The sequence below is a fragment of the Hymenobacter polaris genome (assembly GCF_012927305.1).
GTDB lineage: Bacteria > Bacteroidota > Bacteroidia > Cytophagales > Hymenobacteraceae > Hymenobacter > Hymenobacter polaris.
The window spans coordinates 282,104-302,687 of record NZ_JABBGH010000002.1; the positions used below are offsets into that span (position 1 = coordinate 282,104).

The window sequence follows — 20,584 nt, forward strand, 5'->3', positions numbered from 1 at the left end:
CTACTTAGAAATAATGCGTAATTGCCTACGTAAAGGCCTGTTTGGCCTGTTACTATTAATAGGGGGGCTAGGGGCTGCTCAGCCCGCGCTGGCGCAGGAAGCCCCGGCTACCGCCGGCCTGGGCGATGAACCTCATCGGTACGAGCTGGGGGGCATTACCGTGACGGGCGCCCGCTACCTGGACCCTAATACGCTGATTGGTTTGTCGGGGTTGAAGCTGGGTGACCCCATTACCATTCCGGGTGATGATTTGGCGAAGGCAATTCGCAAGATTTACGCCCAAGGCATCCTGGCCGACATCTCGGTGAGCGAGTCGCGGGTAGAAGGCAACAAGATTTTCCTGGAGTTCAACGTGCGCGAGCGGCCTAGGCTTTCCAAGTTCTCGTTCGAAGGCATCAGCAAAGGCCAGGCCGATGACTTAGAGAAGAAAATTAAGCTCATCCGGGGTAAGGTAGTTACCGACGCGCTGGTGTCGAGCACGCGGACTCAGGTGCGTAAGTTCTACAACAACAAGGGCTACCTGGATGCCAAGGTGGTAATGCGGCAAGTGCCCGACTCCACTCTTTCGAACAGCGTAGCGTTGAAGATTGATGTGGATAAGGGCAAGAAAGTGCGCATTCACGAAATTGATTTTGAAGGTAATAAGGCCTTTAAGGATTCGAAGCTAGCGCGGCAGTTCAAGAAAACCAAAGCGCGCACTGCGTTTAAGATTCTAACGCCCGGTAAGTTTCAGCGCACGGAGTTTGAGGCCGATAAGGCCAAGCTGATTGATTTTTACAACAACGAAGGCTACCGTGATGCGGCCATCGTGTCGGATTCCATCGAGCGCGACGAGAAGGGCCTGATTGTGAAGGTAAAGGTGGACGAAGGACCTAAGTACTACTTCCGCAACATCACCTGGAACGGCAATTACCTCTACGACAGCAAGACGCTGGGTTCGGTGCTGGGCATTAAGGCGGGTAGCCCCTACAGCAAGGAAACGCTTGATAAGCGCCTGACTTACAACCCCACCGGCCAGGATATTACCTCGCTCTACATGAACGACGGCTACCTGTTCTTCCAGATTGAGCCGGTCGAAACCAAAGTCGAGGGTGATTCCATCGACATCGAGATGCGCATCACTGAGGGCGTGCAGGCGCGGGTAAAGGACATCAACATCGCGGGCAATACCAAGACGTCGGACCACGTAATCCGGCGGGCCATTCGCACGCTGCCCGGCGACAAGTTCAACCGTGAGTTGCTCATTCGCACGCAGCGCGAGCTATCAACCCTAGGGTACTTCGACCCCGAAAAGATTGGAATGAACCCGGTGCCTAACCAGGCCGATGGCACGGTGGACATCAACTACACGGTGGTTGAAAAGCCCTCGGACCAGATTACACTTTCGGGTGGCTGGGGCGGCTACGCTGGCTTTATCGGCACGGTGGGCCTGGTGTTCAACAACTTCTCGCTGCGCAAGGCCCGCGACTTCCACAACTGGACGCCGGTGCCCTCGGGCGATGGCCAGCGCCTAGCCCTCAACGTGCAAGCCAACGGCTTCCAGTATCAGGCCTACTCGCTGAGCTTCACGGAGCCCTGGCTGGGCGGCCGCAAGCCCCAGTCGCTGTCGGTGAGCCTCAACCGCAGCATCTCGCGCCTAGGGTACAATTTCGACCCCATCACGGGACAATTCATCAAGGTAAATAGCATTAATATATCGCTGGGCCGCCAGCTGCGCGTGCCCGATGACTACTTTACGCTCAGCAACTCGCTGTCGTTCAGCCAGTATCAGTTGCAGAACTACGCTATTTTCTCTGATTTTAGCACTGGTAATGCCAATAACTTCACTTTTAACACCACTCTAGCCCGCAACAGCATCGACAATCCCACCTACACGCGGCGGGGCTCCAGCGTCAGCCTAAGCCTGAGCTTGACGCCGCCCTACTCGGTGTTTCCGGGCGCCCACCCCAACTCTTACGAGTGGGTGGAATTCCACAAGTGGATGTTTGATGCCTCCTGGTTTACGCCCATCGTGGGCAAGCTGGTGCTGAACACGCGGGCTCACTTTGGCTTCATTGGCAACTACAACGCCAACCGCACGCCGGGGCCGTTCGAGCGCTTCAAGATGGGTGGCGCGGGCTTGGGCTACGGCGGGGGCGGCTCGTTCCTGGTGGGTACCGACTACATTGGCCTGCGCGGCTACGACGACCCCAACGCGGCCTTTGCCATTCCGACGGCGCAGAGCGGCGCTAGTGGCGGCATTGCTTACAACAAGTACGTGGCCGAAATTCGCTACCCCGTTAGCCTCAACCCAGCGGCCACGGTATACGTGCTGGGCTTTGCCGAGGCCGGCAATGCCGTGGGCAGCTTCAGTCAGTACGACCCCTTCAAACTGTACCGCTCGGCAGGCTTCGGGGCGCGCATCTTTATGTCGGCCTTCGGCTTGCTAGGCTTCGACTATGGCCGCGCCTTCGACACGGTAGTGCCGAATTCGCCTACTACTTCGGTGCAGGATTTCAACCACTTCCACTTCATCATCGGCCAGCAGATTCGCTAGGCCTAGGGGCAGAAACTGGGTGAAGGCAAACTAAATTTCGGCCCGGCGGCGTTAAGCAGCCGGGCCGCTTTGTAGCCACTTTATTCTATGATGCACGTTGCGCGTTTCTTGCTAGCCGGGCTGCTGCTGCTGGCTGCCGCGCCGGCTTGGTGCCAGCGCTTTGGCTACGTCGATACCGACTATATCTTGGGGAAGATGCCCGAGTATGGCCAGGCGCAGGCCGAGCTAGCCAAGCTGACCGACACCTGGCAGAAGGAAATTGGGGCGCAGAAGCTCGACATCGACAAGATGTACCGCACCTACCAGGCCGAGGAAGTGGTGCTGACGGAAGCGATGAAAAAGAAGCGCCAGGATGAGATTTTATTGAAGGAAAAAGAGTTAAAGGACTACGAAGCCAAGCAATTTGGCTACGAAGGCCAACTCTTTAAAAAGCGGATTGAACTGAACAAGCCCGCGCAGGACAAAATTTTTGATGCCATTGAGAAAGTAGCCAAGGCGAAGAAGCTGGACATGGTTTTTGACCGCAACGGCGACTTGACGCTGCTGTATGCCAGCCCGACGCACGATTACACCGAGTACGTAATGGAGGAGTTGGGCCTGGCCAAGCCTACCCAAAACCAGCCTGGCAAGAAGGGCCCGGTAAAAACCGTCGCGCCGCCTAAAACCCCGGCCACCGCCGCCACTGGCAAGAAGGCCGATGCCAGCGCCGACCCTGCCTTTGAGACGGACTCGGGCACGCCCGATACGGCGCCGGCTGCTACGCGGCGTGGCACGAAAGCTGCTAAGACTACTAGCGACGGAAAACCCTAGTATTCGTTACCTTTGCCCTCGAATTAGACTTGAACCCCAGACTTTTTTCTTTACCTAAAAGCGTGAAAAAACTAACCCTGACCTTCGCCGCTGCGCTCATGACCGCTGCCTCGCTGCTGGCCCCGCGTGCCGCCCAGGCCCAGCAGAAAATCGGCTTTACCAGCGTGGAGTACGTGCTGAGCCAGATGCCCGAGAGCAAGCAGATTGAGTCGGACCTGAAAACTTACGGCTCACAGTTGGAAGCCCAGCTGAAAGCTAAGCAAACCGATTTCCAAACTAAGCTTCAGGCTTACCAAAGTCTTCCTAATACCACTACGCCGGTAATTAAAGCAGACAAGGAAAAAGAGTTGCAAACGTTGCAGCAAGGCTTGCAGGAGTTCAGCCAGACGGCGCAGCAGTCGATGCAGCAGCGCCAGCAGACGGCCCTGCGCCCGGTACTTGACAAGATTCAGAAGAACATTGACGCCGTGGCCGACGAGAATGGCTACGCCTACATTCTGAACTCGGATGCGGGCAGCAGCCCGGTGCTGCTACACGGCCCTAAGGACGGCGACGTGTCGGACTTGGTGCTGAAGAAAATGGGCATCACGCCCACCAAAGAGGCTCCGGCCCCAACGGTGAAGCCCGCCACCAACACGGGCTCGGGCGTGCCGCCGGCTCCTACCCGCACTGCCCCCAGAAAGAAGTAAGCTGCTGCTTACCACCCCCGAAAGCCGGAGCGACCTGCTCCGGCTTTTTTGCGTTTTACCCTTTTACCGTTCCGACTACCCTAGGCCATGACTACCCCGCCCGACCCCGAGTTGGAACCCGACGAAGCCAGCGAAGGCGATGAGCTATATGAGCACCACCGCATTGTGGTCGACCGGGGCCAGGAGCTGCTACGCCTCGATAAGTTTTTGCTGAACCGGCTGGCCAACGCCTCGCGCACTAAAATTCAGGCGGCCATTGAGGTAGAAGCGGTGCAAGTGAACGGCCGGCCCACCAAGCCCAGCTACCGCGTGCGGCCCGCCGACGTGATTACCATTACCCTGCCCGAGCCGCCGCGCACTGGCAAGGTGGAGCCCGAGGAAATGCCCCTCGATATTCGCTACGAGGACGATGAACTGTTACTCGTGAACAAGCCGGCCGGGCTGGTGGTGCACCCCGCCTACGGCAACTGGCAGGGCACGCTGGTCAACGGCCTGGCCTTTCACCTGGCTAACCTGCCCACCGGCCGCAACGGCGAAATTCGGCCCGGCCTAGTGCACCGCATTGACAAGGATACTTCGGGGCTGCTGGTGATTGGCAAAACCGAGCGGGCCATGACGCACCTCTCGCAGCAATTTTTTCACCACACCATTGAGCGCAGTTACCTGGCCCTGGTCTGGGGCGATTTGAAGGACGATGCGGGCACCGTGCGCGGCCACATCGGGCGCAGCTTGCGCGACCGTAAAATCCAGGCTGTGTACCCCGGCGGCGAGTACGGCAAGCCCGCCGTGACGCACTACCGGGTGCTGCGCCGCTACGGCCCCGTCACGCTGCTGGAGTGCCGCCTCGAAACCGGCCGTACCCACCAGATTCGGGCGCACATGCAGTACCTGGGGCACCCGCTGTTTAGCGACGCTACCTACGGCGGCGACCGCATCCGGGCGGGCCAAGCTACGGGTAGCTACCGCGCTTTCGTGGAGAATGTGTTTGCCTTACTACCGCGGCAGGCCCTGCATGCGCGCTCCCTAGGGTTCGTGCACCCCACTACCGGCGAGCGTACCTACTTTGAAACTGAGTTGCCGCCCGACTTTGCCGCTGCCCTGGCCAAGTGGGAAAGCTGGGCCGATAATCACGCATAAAAAAAGCCCCGCGCAGCAGCGCGGGGCTTTTTCAGTAGGCAAGGCGCTAGGGCTTACTTGCGCTTGGTAGCCGGGGCAGCGCGGCGGGGAGCCGGCGGCGCCAGGTTCTTTTTAATCGTAATGGCACGCTCATCGGTGGGGTCGAGGGCCAGGGCCTTTTCCACGTAGCTCGATGCTTCGGCTTTGTTCTTAGCGTTTAGGTTATAGAGCGCCAGGTAGTCGTAGCTCTCCACCAGGCCGCTCTTGTATTTGTCCGGTGTAGCCGAGGCCATCTGAATGTACTTCTCGTAGTACGGCTTGGCCGTGCCCTTCGTGGTTTCGGGGTCGAGGCCGGCATTAGCCTGCGCGCGATACTGGTAAGCCGGTACGTAGTCGGGCTTAGCGGTATTAATGATATTATACACGCTATCGGCGCGCTGGTAGTCCTGGTTTTTGGTCAGGGCTACGGCGTAGCGGAACTGGTCGGTCAGGTCGCTGCCAGGCATTGACGTAATCTGCTTCTGCGTGCTCACAGCGCCTTTGTAGTCGCCAGTGGCGCTTTGGGCTACCGCCAAGTCGTTCATCAGGTCGCGCTTCTTAGCTGGGTCAGTGGTGACGGCAATGGATTTTTGCAGCACCGCAATGGCATCAGCTGGACGCTTGTTTTTCAGCAGAATCTTGCTCTGGTACGAGTAGTCCTCGGGGATAATCTTCTCGGCCGGCGCCATTTTCATGTAGCTGTCCATCGCGGTAGCGGCCCCGGCGTAGTCACCAGTCTCGTACAGCGTGTAGGCCTTCAGGCGGTTCATCGTCAGGTTGCTAGGGTCAGCAGCCAGCACCTTGTCAATCTGCGTCAGCGCTTCGGGATACTTCTTGCTCAGGTACAAGAAGGCCGCGTATTCCGCGTCGGTATTGGGCGATTTCTCCGCCTTATCCATGAACGTCTGGAACGTGCTGGTAGCCTTGTCATACTGTCCAGCCGCGAAGTACATCTCCGCCAGCTCCTTGTAAGCCGGCGCGTAGTTAGGATTCAGCTCAATGGCTTTGTTCAGGTTAGTGAGCGCCTCACTACCATTGCGGCTGCGCACGTTCAGGGCACCGCGGCGGTAGTAAGCCTCCGCGTTATTGGCATCGGCCGCAATGGCGCGGTCGTAGCTGCTCATGGCTTCGCCGCCGCCGCTTTCGCTCAGCTGGTACAAGTCGCCGCGGGCAATCATCAGGGCCGGGTTGTCCTTGCCTTTGCTAGCAGTTTCGGCCGCCTTTACATAAGGTATTGCCTTATCTACTACCGACTTGTTGTCCGACTCGGCGTAGGCCTGCGTGATGAGCGTCAGAATGCGCACATCCTTCATCTTAGTGGCCTTAGCGGCATCCGCGAACTTGGCATCGGCGCCAGCCACGTCGTTTTTAGCTAGCAGCGCTCGGCCAGCGGCTACCATCCCGAAAGGCGTGGTACCAGCGGCTTTGTTGAAAGCGGTGGCGGCCGAGTCGGGCTTATCGCGCATCTGGTAGATGCGGCCCATCTCGAAGCTAGCTTCGGGCGAATTATCACCGGCCAAATCGGCCCGTGCCTCGTTGTAGCGCTCCAATTCAATGGCTTTTTGCGCAGCAGCTACTTTTTGGGCGGTGGCGGCCGTTGTGCCGGCCCCAACTACCAGGGCAGTCAGCAAGAGCGGTTTCCAGGGCTTGAAAGACATAGGGTCAGAAGAAAAAGAAAGAAAAAGAATCGGTGAAGAATGGGGAATAATACTACGCTATTCGGCGCGGGCTAGTTCAATACTGCTTGCGGGTGTTCACGATGCGGGCCTGCACGTTGGATGGCATCAGGCCCGATTTGGCGATAATAAGCTGGCCTTTTTGCCCCGCCACAAACGATACAAATCCTGAGCCAAGCCCGGCCCGCGCTTCACGGCTGATGGCGTAGAGGTAGCGCCGCAGCGGGTACTGTTGCAGTTCGGGGTTTGCCGCCAGCAGCTCAGGTGACAAGTTAGGGAGCGAAGCCTGGTAAGGCTGAATGTAGTCGCCGCGCTTGGGGTTGGGCCGCGCCGTGATGCTGGCCACCCGGATGCGCCGGCGGTACTCGCGCACCTGCGGGTCGTCGAAATCCGAAACCCAGTTCAGGCCCGCCACCCCGATGGCGTTGGGGTGGGTAGCCACGTAGTCGAGCAGCTTGGGGTTCGACTGCGCCGCGAAGGCCCTAGGGGCCAGCGCCTTACCCTGCAGCAGCGAATCGCGCATGTAGCGGCTGGTGCTGCTGCGGTTGGCATCGAATACCACGTTAATCTCGCCCAGCTTTTTCTGGCCACTCAGCTGGCTCCACTGCGTGGTTTGGCCACTAAAGATGCCGCGCAGCTGCTCCACGGTCAGCAAGGAATCGGGGTTGCCGGGGTGAAGAATAATAGCCAGCCCATCAATGCCAATTTTGGTGACTTTGGCGGCGTACTCCTGCTTGGCTAGCGCCTTGTTTTCGTCGGCGTTGAGCTTGCGCGACACGATGATGGCCTTCGACTTATCATTCAGAAAAGCCAGAAATACGCTGTCTTCGGGCTGGTAGGCCGCGTGGATGTGCGCATCGGGATAAAGCTTCTGAAACGTATCTACCTGCGACTCTAGGATAGGGGCGAAGGTTTCGTCCACGCTCACACTGACGTTGCCGCTGGTAGGCGTATCCGAAAAGTCCTCGCTGCTGCCCTTTGAACGGTCAGCAAAATTGCACGCGGGCAGCAGCGCGGCTGTTAGCAGCAGCGTGGCCCATAGGGAGCGGCGGGTGAGGTTAGTCGAGTTCATCGGGAGCAGGTTTGCGGAACTGGGTACGGATTGTGGTCACCAGGCGATACAAGCCATATAGCGCAAATACGGTACCCAAAAAGATGCGGCCGCCCGTACCCAGCGGCAGTAGTGCCCCGGCCGGTGTGGCCCGCCCCGCCGTGTACCAGAGCCAAACGCCCAGCGCTATGTACACCAGGGCCATTATAAGCGCAAAGAAACGCACGATGCGCTGCGGGGAGCCTAAACGCTCTTCGGTGGTGGGAATAGGCATAAGAATAACAAATATGGGTGAAATACCATAACCCGCGCCAGTCCCCCATAGGTTCGGGAGCTAGTGCGGGTTGGTATTCGCTCCGCAAAAAAGAGCACAAATGACCAGTTCTCCTAATTTAGGGCGGCCAGCTGCCTAGGGGCTACCCCGGCTTCAGGGCTTCAAAGGAGCTTCTTCACTGAATATTGAACGTGATGGGCAGCGTGAAGCGCACGGCCACCGCGTGCTGGGCTTGGTAGCCGGGCATCCAGGCGGGCATCTGGCGCACCACGCGCAGGGCCTCTTCGTCCAGCCCAAACCCTAGACCCTTGAGCACGGTCACGTCGGCGATGGTGCCGTCGGCCCGCACCACAAAGCTCATAAACACGCGGCCCTCGGCTTGCTCGCGTAGTGCCTGGCTGGGGTAGCGCAGGTGGTCGCGCAGGTAGCGCAGCAGCGCAGCCTGCCCACCCGCAAACTCCGGCATCTTCTCCACGAACGTGAAGGTTTCTGAGGTGGCCGGCGGGCCGGCTTCCGTACCGGGTCCCCCTATTGTAGTGCTGGTAGCGGGGCCGGTAGCTAGTGGGTCGGTGGGGCCCGTTGTGGTCGGGCCCGTGAGCCCGTCCAGGTCTATCTCTTGCGTGAGGGCTGGCTTGGGCGGGGGTGGCACCAAGTTATCTTTGGCTACAACGGTAGGCTGGGCAGGGGCAGGGTGAGTGCGGGGTGGCAGAGGCGCGTGGGCAGGGGCCAGCGCCGCCTGCTTTGGCGGCTCTACCACGGTGGGTGGCAGCACCATGGTTTCTACTATCACATGGTTTTCAACTAATGGTTTGGGCCGCGTAGCTGGCCAAGCCAGCCAACTTCCCATGAGTAGCATGCACACCCCTAGGGTAATACCCCCGGCCGAAGCTAAGTTGCTGCGGTATTGCTGGCGCAGTTGGTAGGCCCCGTAAGCCTGGTTGCGCCCTTCAAATACAATGTCGTCGAGGCTGGCAGTGAGTAAATGCATAAGGGTAGCGTGGTGAGAAAGTGAGCAATGGCGCTGGTGGCTGCCAGCTACTTACCAGATGCCAAACGCTCCTTTATTGCACAGACCACCTAGGGTATTTTTCAATAAAAAGGCATTAAAAAACCCCAGCTACGCAAGTAGCTGGGGTTTTTTGCGAAAGCAACCCTAGGGCGGCTCTACTGAATTTTGTAGGTTACCGGTACCGTAAACGATACTCGCACGGCCCGGCCATTCTGCTTACCCGGAATAAACGTGGGCAGCGTTTTAATAGCGCGGATGGTTTCGGCATCGATGGTAGAAGACAAGCCTTTTACAATTTCCACGTCCGTCACCTGGCCGTTTTCATTCACCGTAAACTTGGCGAACACCCGGCCTTCTACTTGGTTACGCAAGTCGGCAGCGGGGTAGCGCACGGCTTTCTGGATGGCAGCTACGATGGCCGGCTGGCCACCACCACCCGGCAGCGAAGGCATTTGCTCAACGTAGGTATATACCTTGTTTTCAACTACTTCTTCTACCGGCTTGTTGCCTTCCCCGCTCAGGGCGCTCAGGTCAGGCGCGTCGGTGTTGCCTTTTACGGTCACCGTAGCCACGGTCTTGTCCTTCAGCTCGTCCTGGTCGGGCACTTCCACCTTCTTTACTTCCTCATCCTTCTTTACTACGGGTGGCGTAAACTTTACCGTAGTCAGTTTCGGCGGGGGAGGCGGGGGGGCCTGGGGTGGGGGCGGCGGCGGCGGGGGTGGCGGCTGGGCCTGGTCAAGGGGCGGCGCATCCATCAGCACGTTCTCCTTCAGGTTCAGCACTTCCTTCGGCTTGCGGTCTTCCAGGTATTTAGCAAATACCGGAATGAGTGCTAGCAGAAGCAGCAGCACTGCCCCAATGATAAGTGCCCGGGTTACGTTGCGGCCGTACACGCGGCGTAGCTCGTAAGCTCCGTAGGCTTTGTTGCGCCCCTCAAATACGATGTCATTCAGGCTAGCGGCGGCCAGCTGCGTGTTGGTCATCATATGAGATTAAGCTTTTTAAGAAGGTCCACGTCTTTAGCTGGAATGTCCACCAAGGCGTATTTCTTCTGGTTAGTGATGTTCATCTCGTCCAGAATATCTACCATATTCTTGTACTTCGATTGCTTATCCTCCGGCACTGCCTTGCCCGAAAGCGGCATGATGAGGATGATAGGCTCGGGCTCCTGCTTCTGGCGGGCCAGTAATATCTGGCGAATGCCGTTGGCCGAGAAGTCGGTAGTTTTCACTTCCGGCTGCGGCACCGACTTATCGTTCGGCTCGTTCAGGCCAAAGTAATAGAATACTTTGTTTTCCGGCCCTAGGATAATCGTGACCGCTTGCGAGGCTTTAATCTTGGTTTGCTCCTCGTCAGTCAGGTTCTTGTCCTTCACCGGCATCGTGAGTTGCATCACGTTGGGCTTGGCGAAGGTGGTCGTGAGCATGAAGAAGGTCAGCAGCAGGAAGGCCAGGTCTACCATCGGGGTCATGTCGATTTTGGTCGACATTTTTTTCGCCCTTTGTTTCCCGCCTTTACCGGAGTCGCCGCCTTTCTGTTGTATTTCAGCCATGGTAGTAAGGGGCTAAGGCTACTTGCCTACGTAGGACGGCTTCATTTCGAGGCTCGTCACGAGGTTGAAGCGGTTGATATCGTTCTCTTGCAATTCCTTAATCACTTTCTGCACTGTTCCTACGTCAGCATCGCCGTCGCCCTTGATGGCTAGGTAAGTGGGCTTCTTGAAGAGCGAGGCGTTGGCCTTGCGGGCTTCGAGCACCCAAGTTACCATCTGGTTGTTAAGCGAGTCGTAGGGAATACCGGGCAGGCCGGGGTTCAGGGCTTTGCGTTGCTCGTTGTCCTTATTCAGGTAGCTGCCAAGCTGCTGGATAGGCACCCCGAAGTTGGGCAGCAACGAGAACTGGCGTATCTGGGTGGGCGTGAAGCTGACACCATACTTAGCGCCGACTGCTTGCAGCGCGGCCGCCATTACGGGAGCCTTGTCGTAGCCGAAGAATACGCGCTTCTTGCTATCAATCGTTAGCGTCAGGATGTCGCTTTCGGGTGCCCGTAGGTCCGACGTCGACGACGGCGGGTCTACTACGACGGCATCCTCGGGGCGAAACTGCGTGGTGAGCATGAAGAACGTCACCAGCAAAAACGCCAGGTCTACCATCGGGGTCATGTCCAGCGATGGCGAGGTGCGGTGGGGTTTTACTTTAGGCATTGCCGGAAAAGGTTAAAGTGACTGGCCGGGGCACGGGGCATGGTAGGAGTGGGGATGGGGGTGAAGTCGGCCAAAAGCTGGCTGGTAGTACCCTGATGCCACCGAAACTCTAATTGCACATGTGCTGCCGAAAAAAAGTGGGGCGGAAGCGGTTGTGCAACGCCGCCGCCCCTTTTTTTGTGCCAGCCGGGGCCTACGACTCTTGGCCGGCGTTGCCGTGCTGAGCGGCGAAGGTCTGGATGATGCTGAAGCCAGCCTCGTCGATGCTGTAAGTCAGCTCGTCAATCTTGCTGGTGAAGTAGTTGTAGCCGATGATGGCCAGGGCCGAGGTACCGATACCGAGGGCCGTGTTGATAAGGGCTTCCGAGATACCCGTAGCGAGGGCAGTGGCGTCGGGGTTACCAGCCTGGGCAAGCGCCGAGAAGGCCTTAATCATGCCGAATACCGTACCGAGCAGACCAGTTAGGGTGGCTACCGAAGCAATAGTCGAGATGATAACCAGGTTCTTTTCGAGCATGGGCAGCTCCAGAGCAGTGCTTTCCTCGATTTCTTTCTGGATGGCCAGCACGCGCTGGTCGGTGTTCATGGTGTGCTCGCGGCCCATTTCCTGGTACTTCTTCAGGCCGGCGCGCACCACGTTGGCTACCGAGCCTTTCTGCTGATCGCAGAGCGCAATGGCACCGCTCACGTCGTTGGCGTTCAGCTTCTGGCGTACACCACGCACGAACGATTCGATGCTGCTGCTACCCTTGGCACGAGCCAAAGTAAGTGCCCGCTCAATTGAGAAGGTTACCACGCACAGCAGCATAGTCATCAGAATCGGTACAATGGGGCCGCCGCTGTGTACAATGCCAAGGTAGTCACCAGCCTTGGGGTTGTTTTCGGGGTTGCCACCTTGGAAGTGGCTTGGGTCACCCAAGATGAACTTGAAGATGAGGACGCTAACGATAAAGGAGATGATGATAACCAATACCGCAAACAGCGATGCACCACCACTGCTTTTGGCGGCAGGAGCGGCTTTGGGAGCGGCCGGCGCGGTAGGGCGGGCGCCCGAGTTTACTGCATTTTTCTGTTCCATGAGGCTCTGGAAGGGTAGGAGGTGGGGAGTTGGTGAAATTGAAAAACGTGAGGCAATATAGAGGGGGAAACGTGAGCTGACTAGCTTACCAGCCGATAAGCTCCTACTGCTTTCGGGGCCGAATCTACGCCTAAGCCATGAAAATCCTGGCTAAACGCATTTTTTTTTTGGTCGAGATACTGGGATGGCAAGAGCTAGGCGCCGCTTAGGGGTGGCGACCATAGGCAGCGAGGCGAGGGATGGAATAAAGCTTGGTGAGTGAGCGCTAACCTACTTGTCCGCGTTGCCGACTGCCAAAATAGCTATTGCCAGTCAATCGATTATCCAACGGCGGACCAACACCTACAGGCCCGCAGCTTTAGCAGCATTCCAATATACATCTAATTGGGCAAGCGGCAAATTGCCCATCGATTGGCCGTCGTGGGCCACAGCTGCTTCGAGGTGCTGAAAACGCGCGATAAATTTTCGATTAGTACGCTCCAGGGCCTCTTCCGGGTTGATGCCGGCGAAGCGGGCGAAGTTGACCAGGGAAAACAAGAGGTCGCCAAATTCCTGGGCGGCGCGAGTGGCCTGAGCCGCGTCGGCCGGCGGCTGGCCGTGGTCATATTCGGTCCCAAACTCGGCTAGCTCTTCCTGCACTTTTCGCCACACTTGGGCGGGGTCTTCCCAATCGAAGCCCGCGCCGCGCGCCTTTTCCTGAATGCGCATGGCTTTTACTAGGGCCGGCAACGAGGTGGGCACGCCACCCAGCACACCGCCCGAATTACCCTTTTCCTTCAGCTTAAGCTGCTCCCAGTTGCGCTTCACGGCCGCTTCATCGTCGGCGCGCACGTCGCCATAAATGTGCGGGTGGCGGTATATTAGCTTCTCGCACTGCGCATTAAGGGCATCGGCAATGTCGAAGGCGCCCTGCTCGGCCGCGATGCGGGCGTAGAAGACGAGATGCAGCAGCACGTCGCCCAACTCCTTTTTCAGGTCGGGCAGGTCGTGGCGCAGAATAGCGTCGCTCAGTTCGTAGGTTTCCTCGATGGTGAGGTGGCGCAGGCTCTCCAGGGTCTGCTTCCTGTCCCAGGGGCATTCCTGGCGCAGGCGGTCGAGCACGTCGAGCAAGCGCCCGAAGGCTTCGAGCTGGGCGGGGCGGCGGGAAGAAGCAAGCAAGGGGTTATCCATATAGAAAGGGTAATAAGCCAGGGGGCTTTTTCTTGAAAAGATAATGCGCAGCTGCAGCACCCCGCCCTAGGCCACCAGAGGCCATTAAAGGCTAGCACTGGCGTTGCTGCGCCGGGCGAGGATAGCCACCGGGGCCCGCGGTAGGCCCGCGCCTACGTATTTTTGCAAAGTAAAAAGAGAAACAGTGACCCTTATTAAATCAATTTCCGGCATCCGCGGCACCATTGGCGGGCCGGCCGGCCAAGGCCTGACGCCGCTCGACGTGGTGAAGTACGCGGCCGCCTATGGCACCTGGGCCATGCGCCAAGCTACCGATAGCAAGCTTGTTGTGATTGGCCGCGATGCCCGCCTTTCGGGCGAGATGGTGAGCCGCCTGGTGGCCGCCACCCTGCAAGGGCTGGGCCTCGACGTGCTCGACCTGGGCCTGAGCACCACGCCCACCGTGGAGATGGCCGTGCCGGCCCACCAGGCGGTGGGGGGCATCATCCTCACGGCCTCGCACAATCCCAAGCAGTGGAACGCGCTCAAACTGCTGAACGCGGCCGGCGAGTTTCTGTCGGCTGCCGACGGCGAGCAGGTGCTGGCCCTGGCTGAGGGCGACGAGGTGAGCTATGCGCCGGTGGGCAAGCTGGGCAGCTACCGGCAGGACGACGAGTTCCTAACGCGCCACATCGAGGCTATTCTGGCGCTGCCCTTGGTAGATGTGGAAGCCATTCGGGCCAAGAACTTCCGGGTGGTGGTAGATGCCGTGAACAGCAGCGGGGGCTTGGCCGTGCCGCAGCTGCTGGCGGCCCTAGGGGTCGAAACGGTAGAAAAGCTGCATTGCGAGCCCACCGGCGACTTTGCCCACAACCCCGAGCCGCTGCCCGAAAACCTGCGCGACATTGCTAAGGTGCTTGAAAAGGGTGGCTTCGACCTCGGTATTGTGGTAGACCCCGACGTGGACCGCCTGGCGCTGGTGAGCGAAAACGGGGAGATGTTTGGCGAAGAGTACACCCTGGTGGCCGTGGCCGACTACGTGCTGGGGGCCCTAGGGGGCGGCAACTCGGTGAGCAACCTCAGCAGCACCCGCGCCCTGCGCGACGTGACCGAGCGCCACGGCGGCACCTACACGGCCGCCGCCGTGGGCGAGGTAAACGTGGTGACGATGATGAAGGAAACCGGCGCCGCCATTGGTGGGGAGGGCAACGGCGGCATCATCTACCCCGAACTGCACTACGGGCGCGACGCGCTGGTGGGCATTGCCCTGTTTCTGACGTGCCTGGCCAAATCGGGCCTGACCGTGAGCCGCCTGCGCAACACATACCCCAACTACTTCATCTCAAAAAACAAGATTGAGCTGACGCCCGATATTAACACCGACCAGGTGCTGACCCAGGTGGAGCAGCGCTACGCCAAGCAGCCCGTTAATACCATTGACGGCGTGAAAATTGAGTTTGATAAGGAGTGGGTGCACCTGCGCCGCTCCAATACCGAGCCCATTATCCGCATCTACGCCGAGTCGGACTCAAATGCCACCGCCGAGCACCTGGCCCAGAAGATTATCGGGGACATCAAGGAAATTATCTCGCAGAAGTAGAATTGCTTTAAAAAGCACGTCATGCTGAGCTTGCCGAAGCATCTCTACCACGCCCCTAGGGTGCCGTTCAGGAGAGATGCTTCGGCAAGCTCAGCATGACGTGCTTTTTAAAGCTCATTGTTAATCATTCACTGCTCATTACCAGCTATGCACGCCTATTTCGATAACGCCGCCACTACGCCCCTCGACCCCCAGGTGCTGGACGCCATGCTGCCCTACCTGGGCCAGCATTTTGGCAACCCCAGCTCGCTGCACGGGCCGGGCCGGCAGGTGCGCTCGGCCATCGAGCAGGCGCGCAAGTCGGTGGCGGGGTTGCTGAACGCGGCGCCCAGCGAAATCACCTTTACTTCGGGCGGCACCGAGGCCGACAACTACGCCATCTTTGGCAGCGTGCGCACCCTAGGGCTGCGCCACGCCATCACCTCGCCCCTCGAGCACCACGCCGTGCTGCACCCGCTGCAGGCCCTGGCCAAAACCGGCGAAACCCAGCTCAGCTACCTGCGCCACGATGCCCAGGGCAACCTCGACCTAGCGCACCTGGAGGAGCTGCTGGCCACCCATCCGCGCAGCTTCGTGAGCCTCATGCACGGCAACAACGAGCTGGGTAACCTCAACGACATCCAGGCTATTGGCGAAATATGCACGCGCTACGACGCCATTTTTCACACCGATACCGTGCAGACCATGGGCCACTACGCCCACGACGTGCAGCAGCTGCCCGCGCAGTTTTTGGTGGGCTCGGCGCATAAGTTCCACGGGCCCAAGGGCGTGGGCTTTCTGTACCGGCGCGGCGGTGTAGAGGTAGGCCCGCTCATTCACGGCGGCTCGCAGGAGCGGAATATTCGGTCCGGGACGGAGAACGTGTACGGCATTGTGGGTCTGGCCAAGGCGCTGGAAATTGCCTGCGCCGACATGGCCGCCCACCGCCGCCACGTGCAGGGCCTCAAAAGCCGCTTCATCGAGCAGCTGACGGCGGGGCTGCCGGGCGTGCAGTTCAACGGCCGCTCGGCCGACGCCGACGCCAGCCTCTACACCGTGCTCAGCGTGAGCCTGCCGCCCTCCAGCATCAGCGAGATGCTGCTCTTTAGCCTCGATATTAATAAGGTAGCGGCGTCGGGTGGCTCGGCCTGCACGAGCGGCGCGCAATTGGGCTCGCACGTGCTGGAAGCCCTGGGGGCCGCCCCCAACCGCCCCACCGTGCGCCTCTCTATGAGTAAGCTCAACACCACAGCTGAGGTAGACTACGCCGCCGCCCAGCTGGTAAAGCTTTACCAGCCAGTAGCCGCCTAGGGGCTGGGCCAGCGAAAAGGTTCGCAAAAGCGGGGCTATACTTGTGGGCTAAGGCACTGCCATATGTCAAGGGCTTAGCTTGGTTATGCCCACTCGTGCCCCGCTGCCTACCCCACCGCCACCAACCCGCCGCCCAGCTTGGCGCTGGCTGCGCCGGCGCTTCGGCTTTTCGCGGGCCGAAACGAGTGGCTTGGTCGTGCTGCTGGCCGTGGCGGCGCTGCTGGGCCTAGGGCTGCCGCTGCTGCTGCAACCCACTGCGCCCGCCTACCTGCCCGCCGCCGACCAGCGCCAACTCGATGCCTGGGCCAGCGCCCTAGGGGCCCGCCTCGACTCGGCCCGCGCCGCCGCGCCTACCTACGCCGGCCGCTACCAGCGCCGGGCTGGCGCGGCCAGCCGCTTTCCGGCGGTGCCGCAGGTGCAGCTGGCACCTTTTAATCCCAACGCGCTGTCGGCCCTCGACTGGGAGGCGCGGGGCGTGCCGCACTTCGTAGCCGGGCGCATCGTCAATTACGGGCAAAAGGCGGGCGGCTTTCGCGCCAAAAGCCAGCTGCAGCGCATCTACGGCCTGCCCGACTCGGTGTACCAGCGTCTGGCGCCTTTTATGCAGCTGCCCGAAGCGCTGCCGGGCCGGGGCGAACGCCCCACCGCGGGCGGCACTCTTCCGGCCTACGCCGCTACGGCGCCGGCCAGCCGCTTCCCGCGCAAGCCCGCTCACCTGGCGGCCTTCGACCTGAACCTGGCCGATACCACCCAGCTGCGCCAGATTAAGGGCATTGGCCAGGGCCGCGCCAAGTGGATAGTGAAGCGGCGCGAGGAGCTGGGTGGCTTTGTGAGTGAAGACCAGCTGCGCGAAGTATTCGTGCTGCGCGACGCGCCCGACCTAGTGGATAGCCTGCGCAAGTACACGTTCGTGGCGCCCGGTTTTGCCCCTAGGCCGGTGCACATCAACTCGGGCAGCTTCGATGAGCTGTACCTGCATCCCTACGTGCGCAAAAACCTGGCGCGCCTCATCGTGGCCTTCCGTAACCAGCACGGCCCCTACAAAACGCCCGACGACCTGCAGCAAATCAAGCTGCTCAAGCCGGCCGATTTCGAGCAGTTGCGGCCCTACGTGCGCTGCGACTAGTCGGGGCATTTGGTAGATAGTTGGCGGGCATACGGCGAGTTAAATGCTGGTTTTTATTTAAATTGATTCTAAATTGCGTCCGGATTTCCTTAGCTCCGCCGCATGAAAATACTTTTTCGCCGCCTTCACCTCTACCTGGCCTTTGCCGCTGGGTTGGTTTTCTTCGTGCAGTGCCTGTCGGGCACCGTGCTGGTTTTTGAGGAAGAGATAACCCGCGCGCTTTACCCCGCGCGCTACACCGTGGCCGTGCCCGCCGGGCAGCCGCGCCTCTCGCTGGCCGACCTGAGCCAGCGCTTCCAGCAAGCCAACCCAAAGTATAAGATACTGGGCTACAAGGTGTATGCCGACCCGGCCCGCACCGTCGAGGTAACCTTCAAGGACCCCAACGCCCGCCCCGAAGGCCCGCCCGGCGGCCGCATGGGTGGCGAAGGCCGCCCTAGGGGGGAAGGTCGTCAGGGTGGCGATGGCCCTAGGCGCGGCGAAGGCCAGGTGGGTAAAGAAAGCCCCGAGCGGGGCGAAGGCCGCATGGGTGGTGGCCCTGGCGGGCGGGGGCCGGGCAAAGGCCGCCCCGAACGCGGCAGCACCGCTTTCCTGAACCCCTACACGGGCCAGGTCACGGCCACCCAAAGCCAGCAGCAGCTGCCGCTTTTCAAGTGGGCCGAGGACCTGCACCGCCGCCTGCTGGCCGGGGAGGTAGGCAAGGCGCTCACGGGACTTTCGGCGCTGTTTATCTTGGTCATCACAGCCACCGGCATTGTGCTGTGGTGGCCCAAAACGCCCCACATGCTAGCCGGCCACCTGCGCGTAAAATGGAGCGCCAGCGCCAAGCGCATCAACCACGACTTGCACCTCGCGCTCGGGTTTTACTGCTCGCTTTTCCTGTTTGGCATCGCCCTTACAGGCGTCATCATGTCGTACCAGTGGGCTACCAAAAGCCTATTTACGCTCACCGGCAGCCAGCCAACCGCGCCGTTGGCGGCCCCTAAGTCGGCCGCGCCGGGCAGCTCCCGCGCTGTAGCCTACGATGCGGCGTTGCAAGCGGGCCAGCGCGCGTTTGCGTGCGCCGAGTTTTGGCGCGTGGGCATCCCTAGGGACTCGGCGGCGGCCGTGCCCGTGGCAGCGCCCAGCACCTTAGCCCTGCGTCATAATGGCCTCGACACGCTGTTTGTAGACCGCACTACCGGCGCCGCGCTGGGCCAGCACCTCTACGCCCGGCAGTCGGCCGGCGCGCAGCTGCGCCGCCTGGCCAAGCCCTTGCACACCGGCGCCATCGGTGGCCTCTGGACCAAGCTCCTAGCGCTGGTAGTTACCCTGTGCAGCCTCACGTTCCCCATCACCGGCACGGTGCTGTGGTGGAACCGCACCCGCAAGCAGCGCCAGCGGGGCAAGCGGCTGGTGGCGGCCTAGGGTAGTGGTTAATGCTTAGTGGTTAACAAGGCGGTCATGCTGAGCTTGCCGAAGCATCTCTACCGCGCCATACGAGTTCGGTAGAGATGCTTCGGCAAGCTCAGCATGACCGCCTTGTTAACCACTAAGCATTAACCACTAATCACTAACTACTTCTTCCCCGCGCCCATGTCCAGCCGGCGGAGCTGGTCGGCGCGCCAGGCGGTGAAGGCCACTATCAGCACCGTCATGATGCCGCCGAACACTACGCTGGGCACGGTACCCATGAGCTTGGCCGCCGCCCCGCTCTCGAAGCCGCCGATTTCGTTGCTGCTGCCAATGAAAATGTTGTTCACGGCTGATACACGGCCCTTCATGTATTCGGGGGTGTAAGTATGCACCAGCGTCGAGCGCACGATGACCGATACCGAATCGAATACGCCCGTTAGGAACAGCAGGAACAGCGAGAGGTACAGGTTGCGGGAGAGCGCGAAGGCGATGGTAGCCAGCCCAAAGCCCGCTACGGCCCACAGCAGCTTGCGGCCAGCGCCGCTTTTGAGGGGCGAAAACGTGAGCCACACCGCCATAATGACCGAGCCCACGGCCGGCGCCGCCCGCAGGTAGCCAAAGGCATCGGGACCGGCCTTGAGGATGTTTTCGGCGAAGAAAGGCAGCAGCGCCACCGCCCCGCCGAAGAGTACCGCAAACATATCCAGCGAGAGCGCCGCCAGTACTATCTGGTTGGCAAAGATGAACTTGATGCCGCTCAAAATGCTTTCGCCCAGCTTCAGGCGCTCGCCCTCGATGGGCGGCAGCGCCCGACTGGCGATGCTGCTGAATAGTAGCAGCGCCAGCCCCTCCAGGGTCACGTCAACGCCGTAGGCGAACGAAATGCCCTGGTGCAGCAGCAAGCCGCCCACCGCCGGCCCCACTACCGCCGACGCCTGCCAGCTAGTAGAACTCCAGGTAACGGCGTTGGCCAGCAGTTCGCGCTCGGGCAGCAGCTGGGGCATAAACGAGAACAGCGCCGGCCCTAGAAAACCCCGCGCCACGCCGCTAACGAAGATGGCCAGGTAAAGCGGCCACACGATGGTGGCGTTGAACACGCTCAGGTGCACGCGGCCCTGGTTGAGCAGCGCCATTTGGTGCGACAGCCAGAACAGGGTGACGGCGCACAAAAACAGCACCAGCACCGCTGGCACGATGATGCGCTTGCGGCGCACCGAATCGGCCACGTGCCCGGCGTAGAGCGATACCGTGATGCTCGGAATGGCCTCAGCTAGCCCCACGAGGCCTAGGGCCAGCGGGTCGTTGGTGAGCTTAAAAATCTGCCAGCTTACCACTACGCCCTGAATTTGGGTAGCGACGTTGAACAGCACCCGCGCCGTGATGTAGCGCCGAAAGTCGGGCAGGCGCAGGGCGGCGTAGGGGTCGTGAGGGGCCGGAGGACTCGGATTCATAGGAAAAAGACGAGCCGGCGCCCCAACTGGGGGCCGGCCTTGCAGGAAAAACCCAAAATTAGCGCGGGAGTTAGGCCGCCGGCAGATTAAAT

Annotated in this window: 18 protein-coding genes; 8 read left to right on the forward strand and 10 right to left on the reverse strand. The window is 60.2% G+C overall.

All coding sequences use genetic code 11. From position 1 onward, the window contains the following. Positions 1-13 precede the first annotated feature (13 nt). The 4 genes from bamA (at position 14) to HHL22_RS11645 (ending at position 5,172) form a co-directional block, all read left to right on the forward strand. The gene (gene bamA / locus HHL22_RS11630) at positions 14-2,536 is read left to right on the forward strand and encodes an outer membrane protein assembly factor BamA (RefSeq protein ID WP_169531443.1); all 2,523 of its coding nucleotides are present in this window, start codon (positions 14-16) and stop codon (positions 2,534-2,536) included. An 87-nt stretch (positions 2,537-2,623) separates the two neighbouring features. Further along, positions 2,624-3,346, forward strand: coding sequence for an OmpH family outer membrane protein (locus HHL22_RS11635; protein ID WP_241738090.1), 723 nt, complete (start codon positions 2,624-2,626; stop codon positions 3,344-3,346). Between the two features lie 62 nt (positions 3,347-3,408). Then, positions 3,409-4,035 (forward strand): OmpH family outer membrane protein, encoded by a 627-nt coding sequence (locus HHL22_RS11640; RefSeq protein WP_317172652.1) that lies wholly within the window; start codon positions 3,409-3,411, stop codon positions 4,033-4,035. Positions 4,036-4,122: 87 nt separating this feature from the next. Then, positions 4,123-5,172 (forward strand): RluA family pseudouridine synthase, encoded by a 1,050-nt coding sequence (locus tag HHL22_RS11645; protein WP_169531445.1) that lies wholly within the window; start codon positions 4,123-4,125, stop codon positions 5,170-5,172. 53 nt (positions 5,173-5,225) lie between these two features. Here the strand turns inward: HHL22_RS11645 and HHL22_RS11650 are convergent, their stop codons facing one another. The 9 genes from HHL22_RS11650 to mazG all read right to left on the reverse strand — a co-directional run bounded on the left by HHL22_RS11650 (position 5,226) and on the right by mazG (position 13,651). Then, positions 5,226-6,848 (reverse strand): tetratricopeptide repeat protein, encoded by a 1,623-nt coding sequence (locus HHL22_RS11650; protein ID WP_169531446.1) that lies wholly within the window; start codon positions 6,846-6,848, stop codon positions 5,226-5,228. A 76-nt stretch (positions 6,849-6,924) separates the two neighbouring features. Beyond that, the gene (locus tag HHL22_RS11655) at positions 6,925-7,938 is read right to left on the reverse strand and encodes a PstS family phosphate ABC transporter substrate-binding protein (protein ID WP_169531448.1); all 1,014 of its coding nucleotides are present in this window, start codon (positions 7,936-7,938) and stop codon (positions 6,925-6,927) included. Then, entirely contained in the window at positions 7,925-8,191 is a 267-nt protein-coding gene (locus HHL22_RS11660) for a hypothetical protein (RefSeq protein ID WP_169531450.1), read from the reverse strand. Before HHL22_RS11660 ends, HHL22_RS11655 begins: the two co-directional genes overlap by 14 nt. 175 nt (positions 8,192-8,366) lie before the next feature. Continuing rightward, positions 8,367-9,179 carry an energy transducer TonB gene (locus HHL22_RS11665; protein WP_169531452.1) on the reverse strand — a complete coding sequence of 271 codons (813 nt, stop codon included), beginning with the start codon at positions 9,177-9,179 and terminating at the stop codon, positions 8,367-8,369. 176 nt (positions 9,180-9,355) lie between these two features. Further along, complete coding sequence (locus tag HHL22_RS11670) at positions 9,356-10,186, reverse strand: energy transducer TonB (RefSeq protein ID WP_241738091.1); 831 nt, start codon at positions 10,184-10,186, stop codon at positions 9,356-9,358. Next, positions 10,183-10,689 carry an ExbD/TolR family protein gene (locus HHL22_RS11675; protein WP_317172653.1) on the reverse strand — a complete coding sequence of 169 codons (507 nt, stop codon included), beginning with the start codon at positions 10,687-10,689 and terminating at the stop codon, positions 10,183-10,185. Before HHL22_RS11675 ends, HHL22_RS11670 begins: the two co-directional genes overlap by 4 nt. Before the next feature lie 81 nt (positions 10,690-10,770). After that, positions 10,771-11,403, reverse strand: coding sequence for an ExbD/TolR family protein (locus tag HHL22_RS11680; RefSeq protein WP_169531456.1), 633 nt, complete (start codon positions 11,401-11,403; stop codon positions 10,771-10,773). A gap of 193 nt (positions 11,404-11,596) precedes the next feature. Beyond that, positions 11,597-12,481: a MotA/TolQ/ExbB proton channel family protein gene (locus HHL22_RS11685; RefSeq protein ID WP_169531458.1), complete on the reverse strand. Its 885-nt coding sequence runs from the start codon at positions 12,479-12,481 to the stop codon at positions 11,597-11,599. A gap of 342 nt (positions 12,482-12,823) precedes the next feature. Continuing rightward, positions 12,824-13,651, reverse strand: a complete 828-nt coding sequence (gene mazG / locus HHL22_RS11690; protein ID WP_169531460.1) for a nucleoside triphosphate pyrophosphohydrolase — start codon at positions 13,649-13,651, stop codon at positions 12,824-12,826. Between the two features lie 184 nt (positions 13,652-13,835). Between mazG and glmM the strand changes: the two genes are divergently transcribed. The 4 genes from glmM to HHL22_RS11710 all read left to right on the forward strand — a co-directional run bounded on the left by glmM (position 13,836) and on the right by HHL22_RS11710 (position 19,053). Further along, a complete protein-coding gene (gene glmM / locus HHL22_RS11695) occupies positions 13,836-15,230 on the forward strand; it encodes a phosphoglucosamine mutase (RefSeq protein WP_169531462.1) in 1,395 nt (464 codons plus the stop codon). A gap of 147 nt (positions 15,231-15,377) precedes the next feature. Further along, positions 15,378-16,520, forward strand: a complete 1,143-nt coding sequence (locus tag HHL22_RS11700; RefSeq protein ID WP_169531463.1) for a cysteine desulfurase family protein — start codon at positions 15,378-15,380, stop codon at positions 16,518-16,520. A gap of 85 nt (positions 16,521-16,605) precedes the next feature. After that, positions 16,606-17,646 carry a ComEA family DNA-binding protein gene (locus tag HHL22_RS11705; RefSeq protein WP_169531465.1) on the forward strand — a complete coding sequence of 347 codons (1,041 nt, stop codon included), beginning with the start codon at positions 16,606-16,608 and terminating at the stop codon, positions 17,644-17,646. 102 nt (positions 17,647-17,748) lie between these two features. Continuing rightward, positions 17,749-19,053 carry a PepSY-associated TM helix domain-containing protein gene (locus tag HHL22_RS11710; RefSeq protein ID WP_169531467.1) on the forward strand — a complete coding sequence of 435 codons (1,305 nt, stop codon included), beginning with the start codon at positions 17,749-17,751 and terminating at the stop codon, positions 19,051-19,053. Between the two features lie 149 nt (positions 19,054-19,202). Here the strand turns inward: HHL22_RS11710 and HHL22_RS11715 are convergent, their stop codons facing one another. Further along, complete coding sequence (locus HHL22_RS11715; RefSeq protein WP_169531468.1) at positions 19,203-20,492, reverse strand: MFS transporter; 1,290 nt, start codon at positions 20,490-20,492, stop codon at positions 19,203-19,205. Positions 20,493-20,584: the final 92 nt, after the last annotated feature.

Bases quoted from the DNA above. Each gene is read 5' to 3' on its own strand.
- bamA (WP_169531443.1), top strand. From the start codon at position 14: ATGCGTAATTGCCTACGTAAAGGCCTGTTTGGCCTGTTACTATTAATA.
- HHL22_RS11635 (WP_241738090.1), top strand. From the start codon at position 2,624: ATGATGCACGTTGCGCGTTTCTTGCTAGCCGGGCTGCTGCTGCTGGCT.
- HHL22_RS11645 (WP_169531445.1), top strand. From the start codon at position 4,123: ATGACTACCCCGCCCGACCCCGAGTTGGAACCCGACGAAGCCAGCGAA.
- HHL22_RS11650 (WP_169531446.1), bottom strand. From the start codon at position 6,848: ATGTCTTTCAAGCCCTGGAAACCGCTCTTGCTGACTGCCCTGGTAGTT.
- HHL22_RS11655 (WP_169531448.1), bottom strand. From the start codon at position 7,938: ATGAACTCGACTAACCTCACCCGCCGCTCCCTATGGGCCACGCTGCTG.
- HHL22_RS11660 (WP_169531450.1), bottom strand. From the start codon at position 8,191: ATGCCTATTCCCACCACCGAAGAGCGTTTAGGCTCCCCGCAGCGCATC.
- HHL22_RS11665 (WP_169531452.1), bottom strand. From the start codon at position 9,179: ATGCATTTACTCACTGCCAGCCTCGACGACATTGTATTTGAAGGGCGC.
- HHL22_RS11670 (WP_241738091.1), bottom strand. From the start codon at position 10,186: ATGATGACCAACACGCAGCTGGCCGCCGCTAGCCTGAATGACATCGTA.
- HHL22_RS11675 (WP_317172653.1), bottom strand. From the start codon at position 10,689: ATGTCGACCAAAATCGACATGACCCCGATGGTAGACCTGGCCTTCCTG.
- HHL22_RS11680 (WP_169531456.1), bottom strand. From the start codon at position 11,403: ATGCCTAAAGTAAAACCCCACCGCACCTCGCCATCGCTGGACATGACC.
- HHL22_RS11685 (WP_169531458.1), bottom strand. From the start codon at position 12,481: ATGGAACAGAAAAATGCAGTAAACTCGGGCGCCCGCCCTACCGCGCCG.
- mazG (WP_169531460.1), bottom strand. From the start codon at position 13,651: ATGGATAACCCCTTGCTTGCTTCTTCCCGCCGCCCCGCCCAGCTCGAA.
- HHL22_RS11700 (WP_169531463.1), top strand. From the start codon at position 15,378: ATGCACGCCTATTTCGATAACGCCGCCACTACGCCCCTCGACCCCCAG.
- HHL22_RS11705 (WP_169531465.1), top strand. From the start codon at position 16,606: ATGCCCACTCGTGCCCCGCTGCCTACCCCACCGCCACCAACCCGCCGC.
- HHL22_RS11710 (WP_169531467.1), top strand. From the start codon at position 17,749: ATGAAAATACTTTTTCGCCGCCTTCACCTCTACCTGGCCTTTGCCGCT.
- HHL22_RS11715 (WP_169531468.1), bottom strand. From the start codon at position 20,492: ATGAATCCGAGTCCTCCGGCCCCTCACGACCCCTACGCCGCCCTGCGC.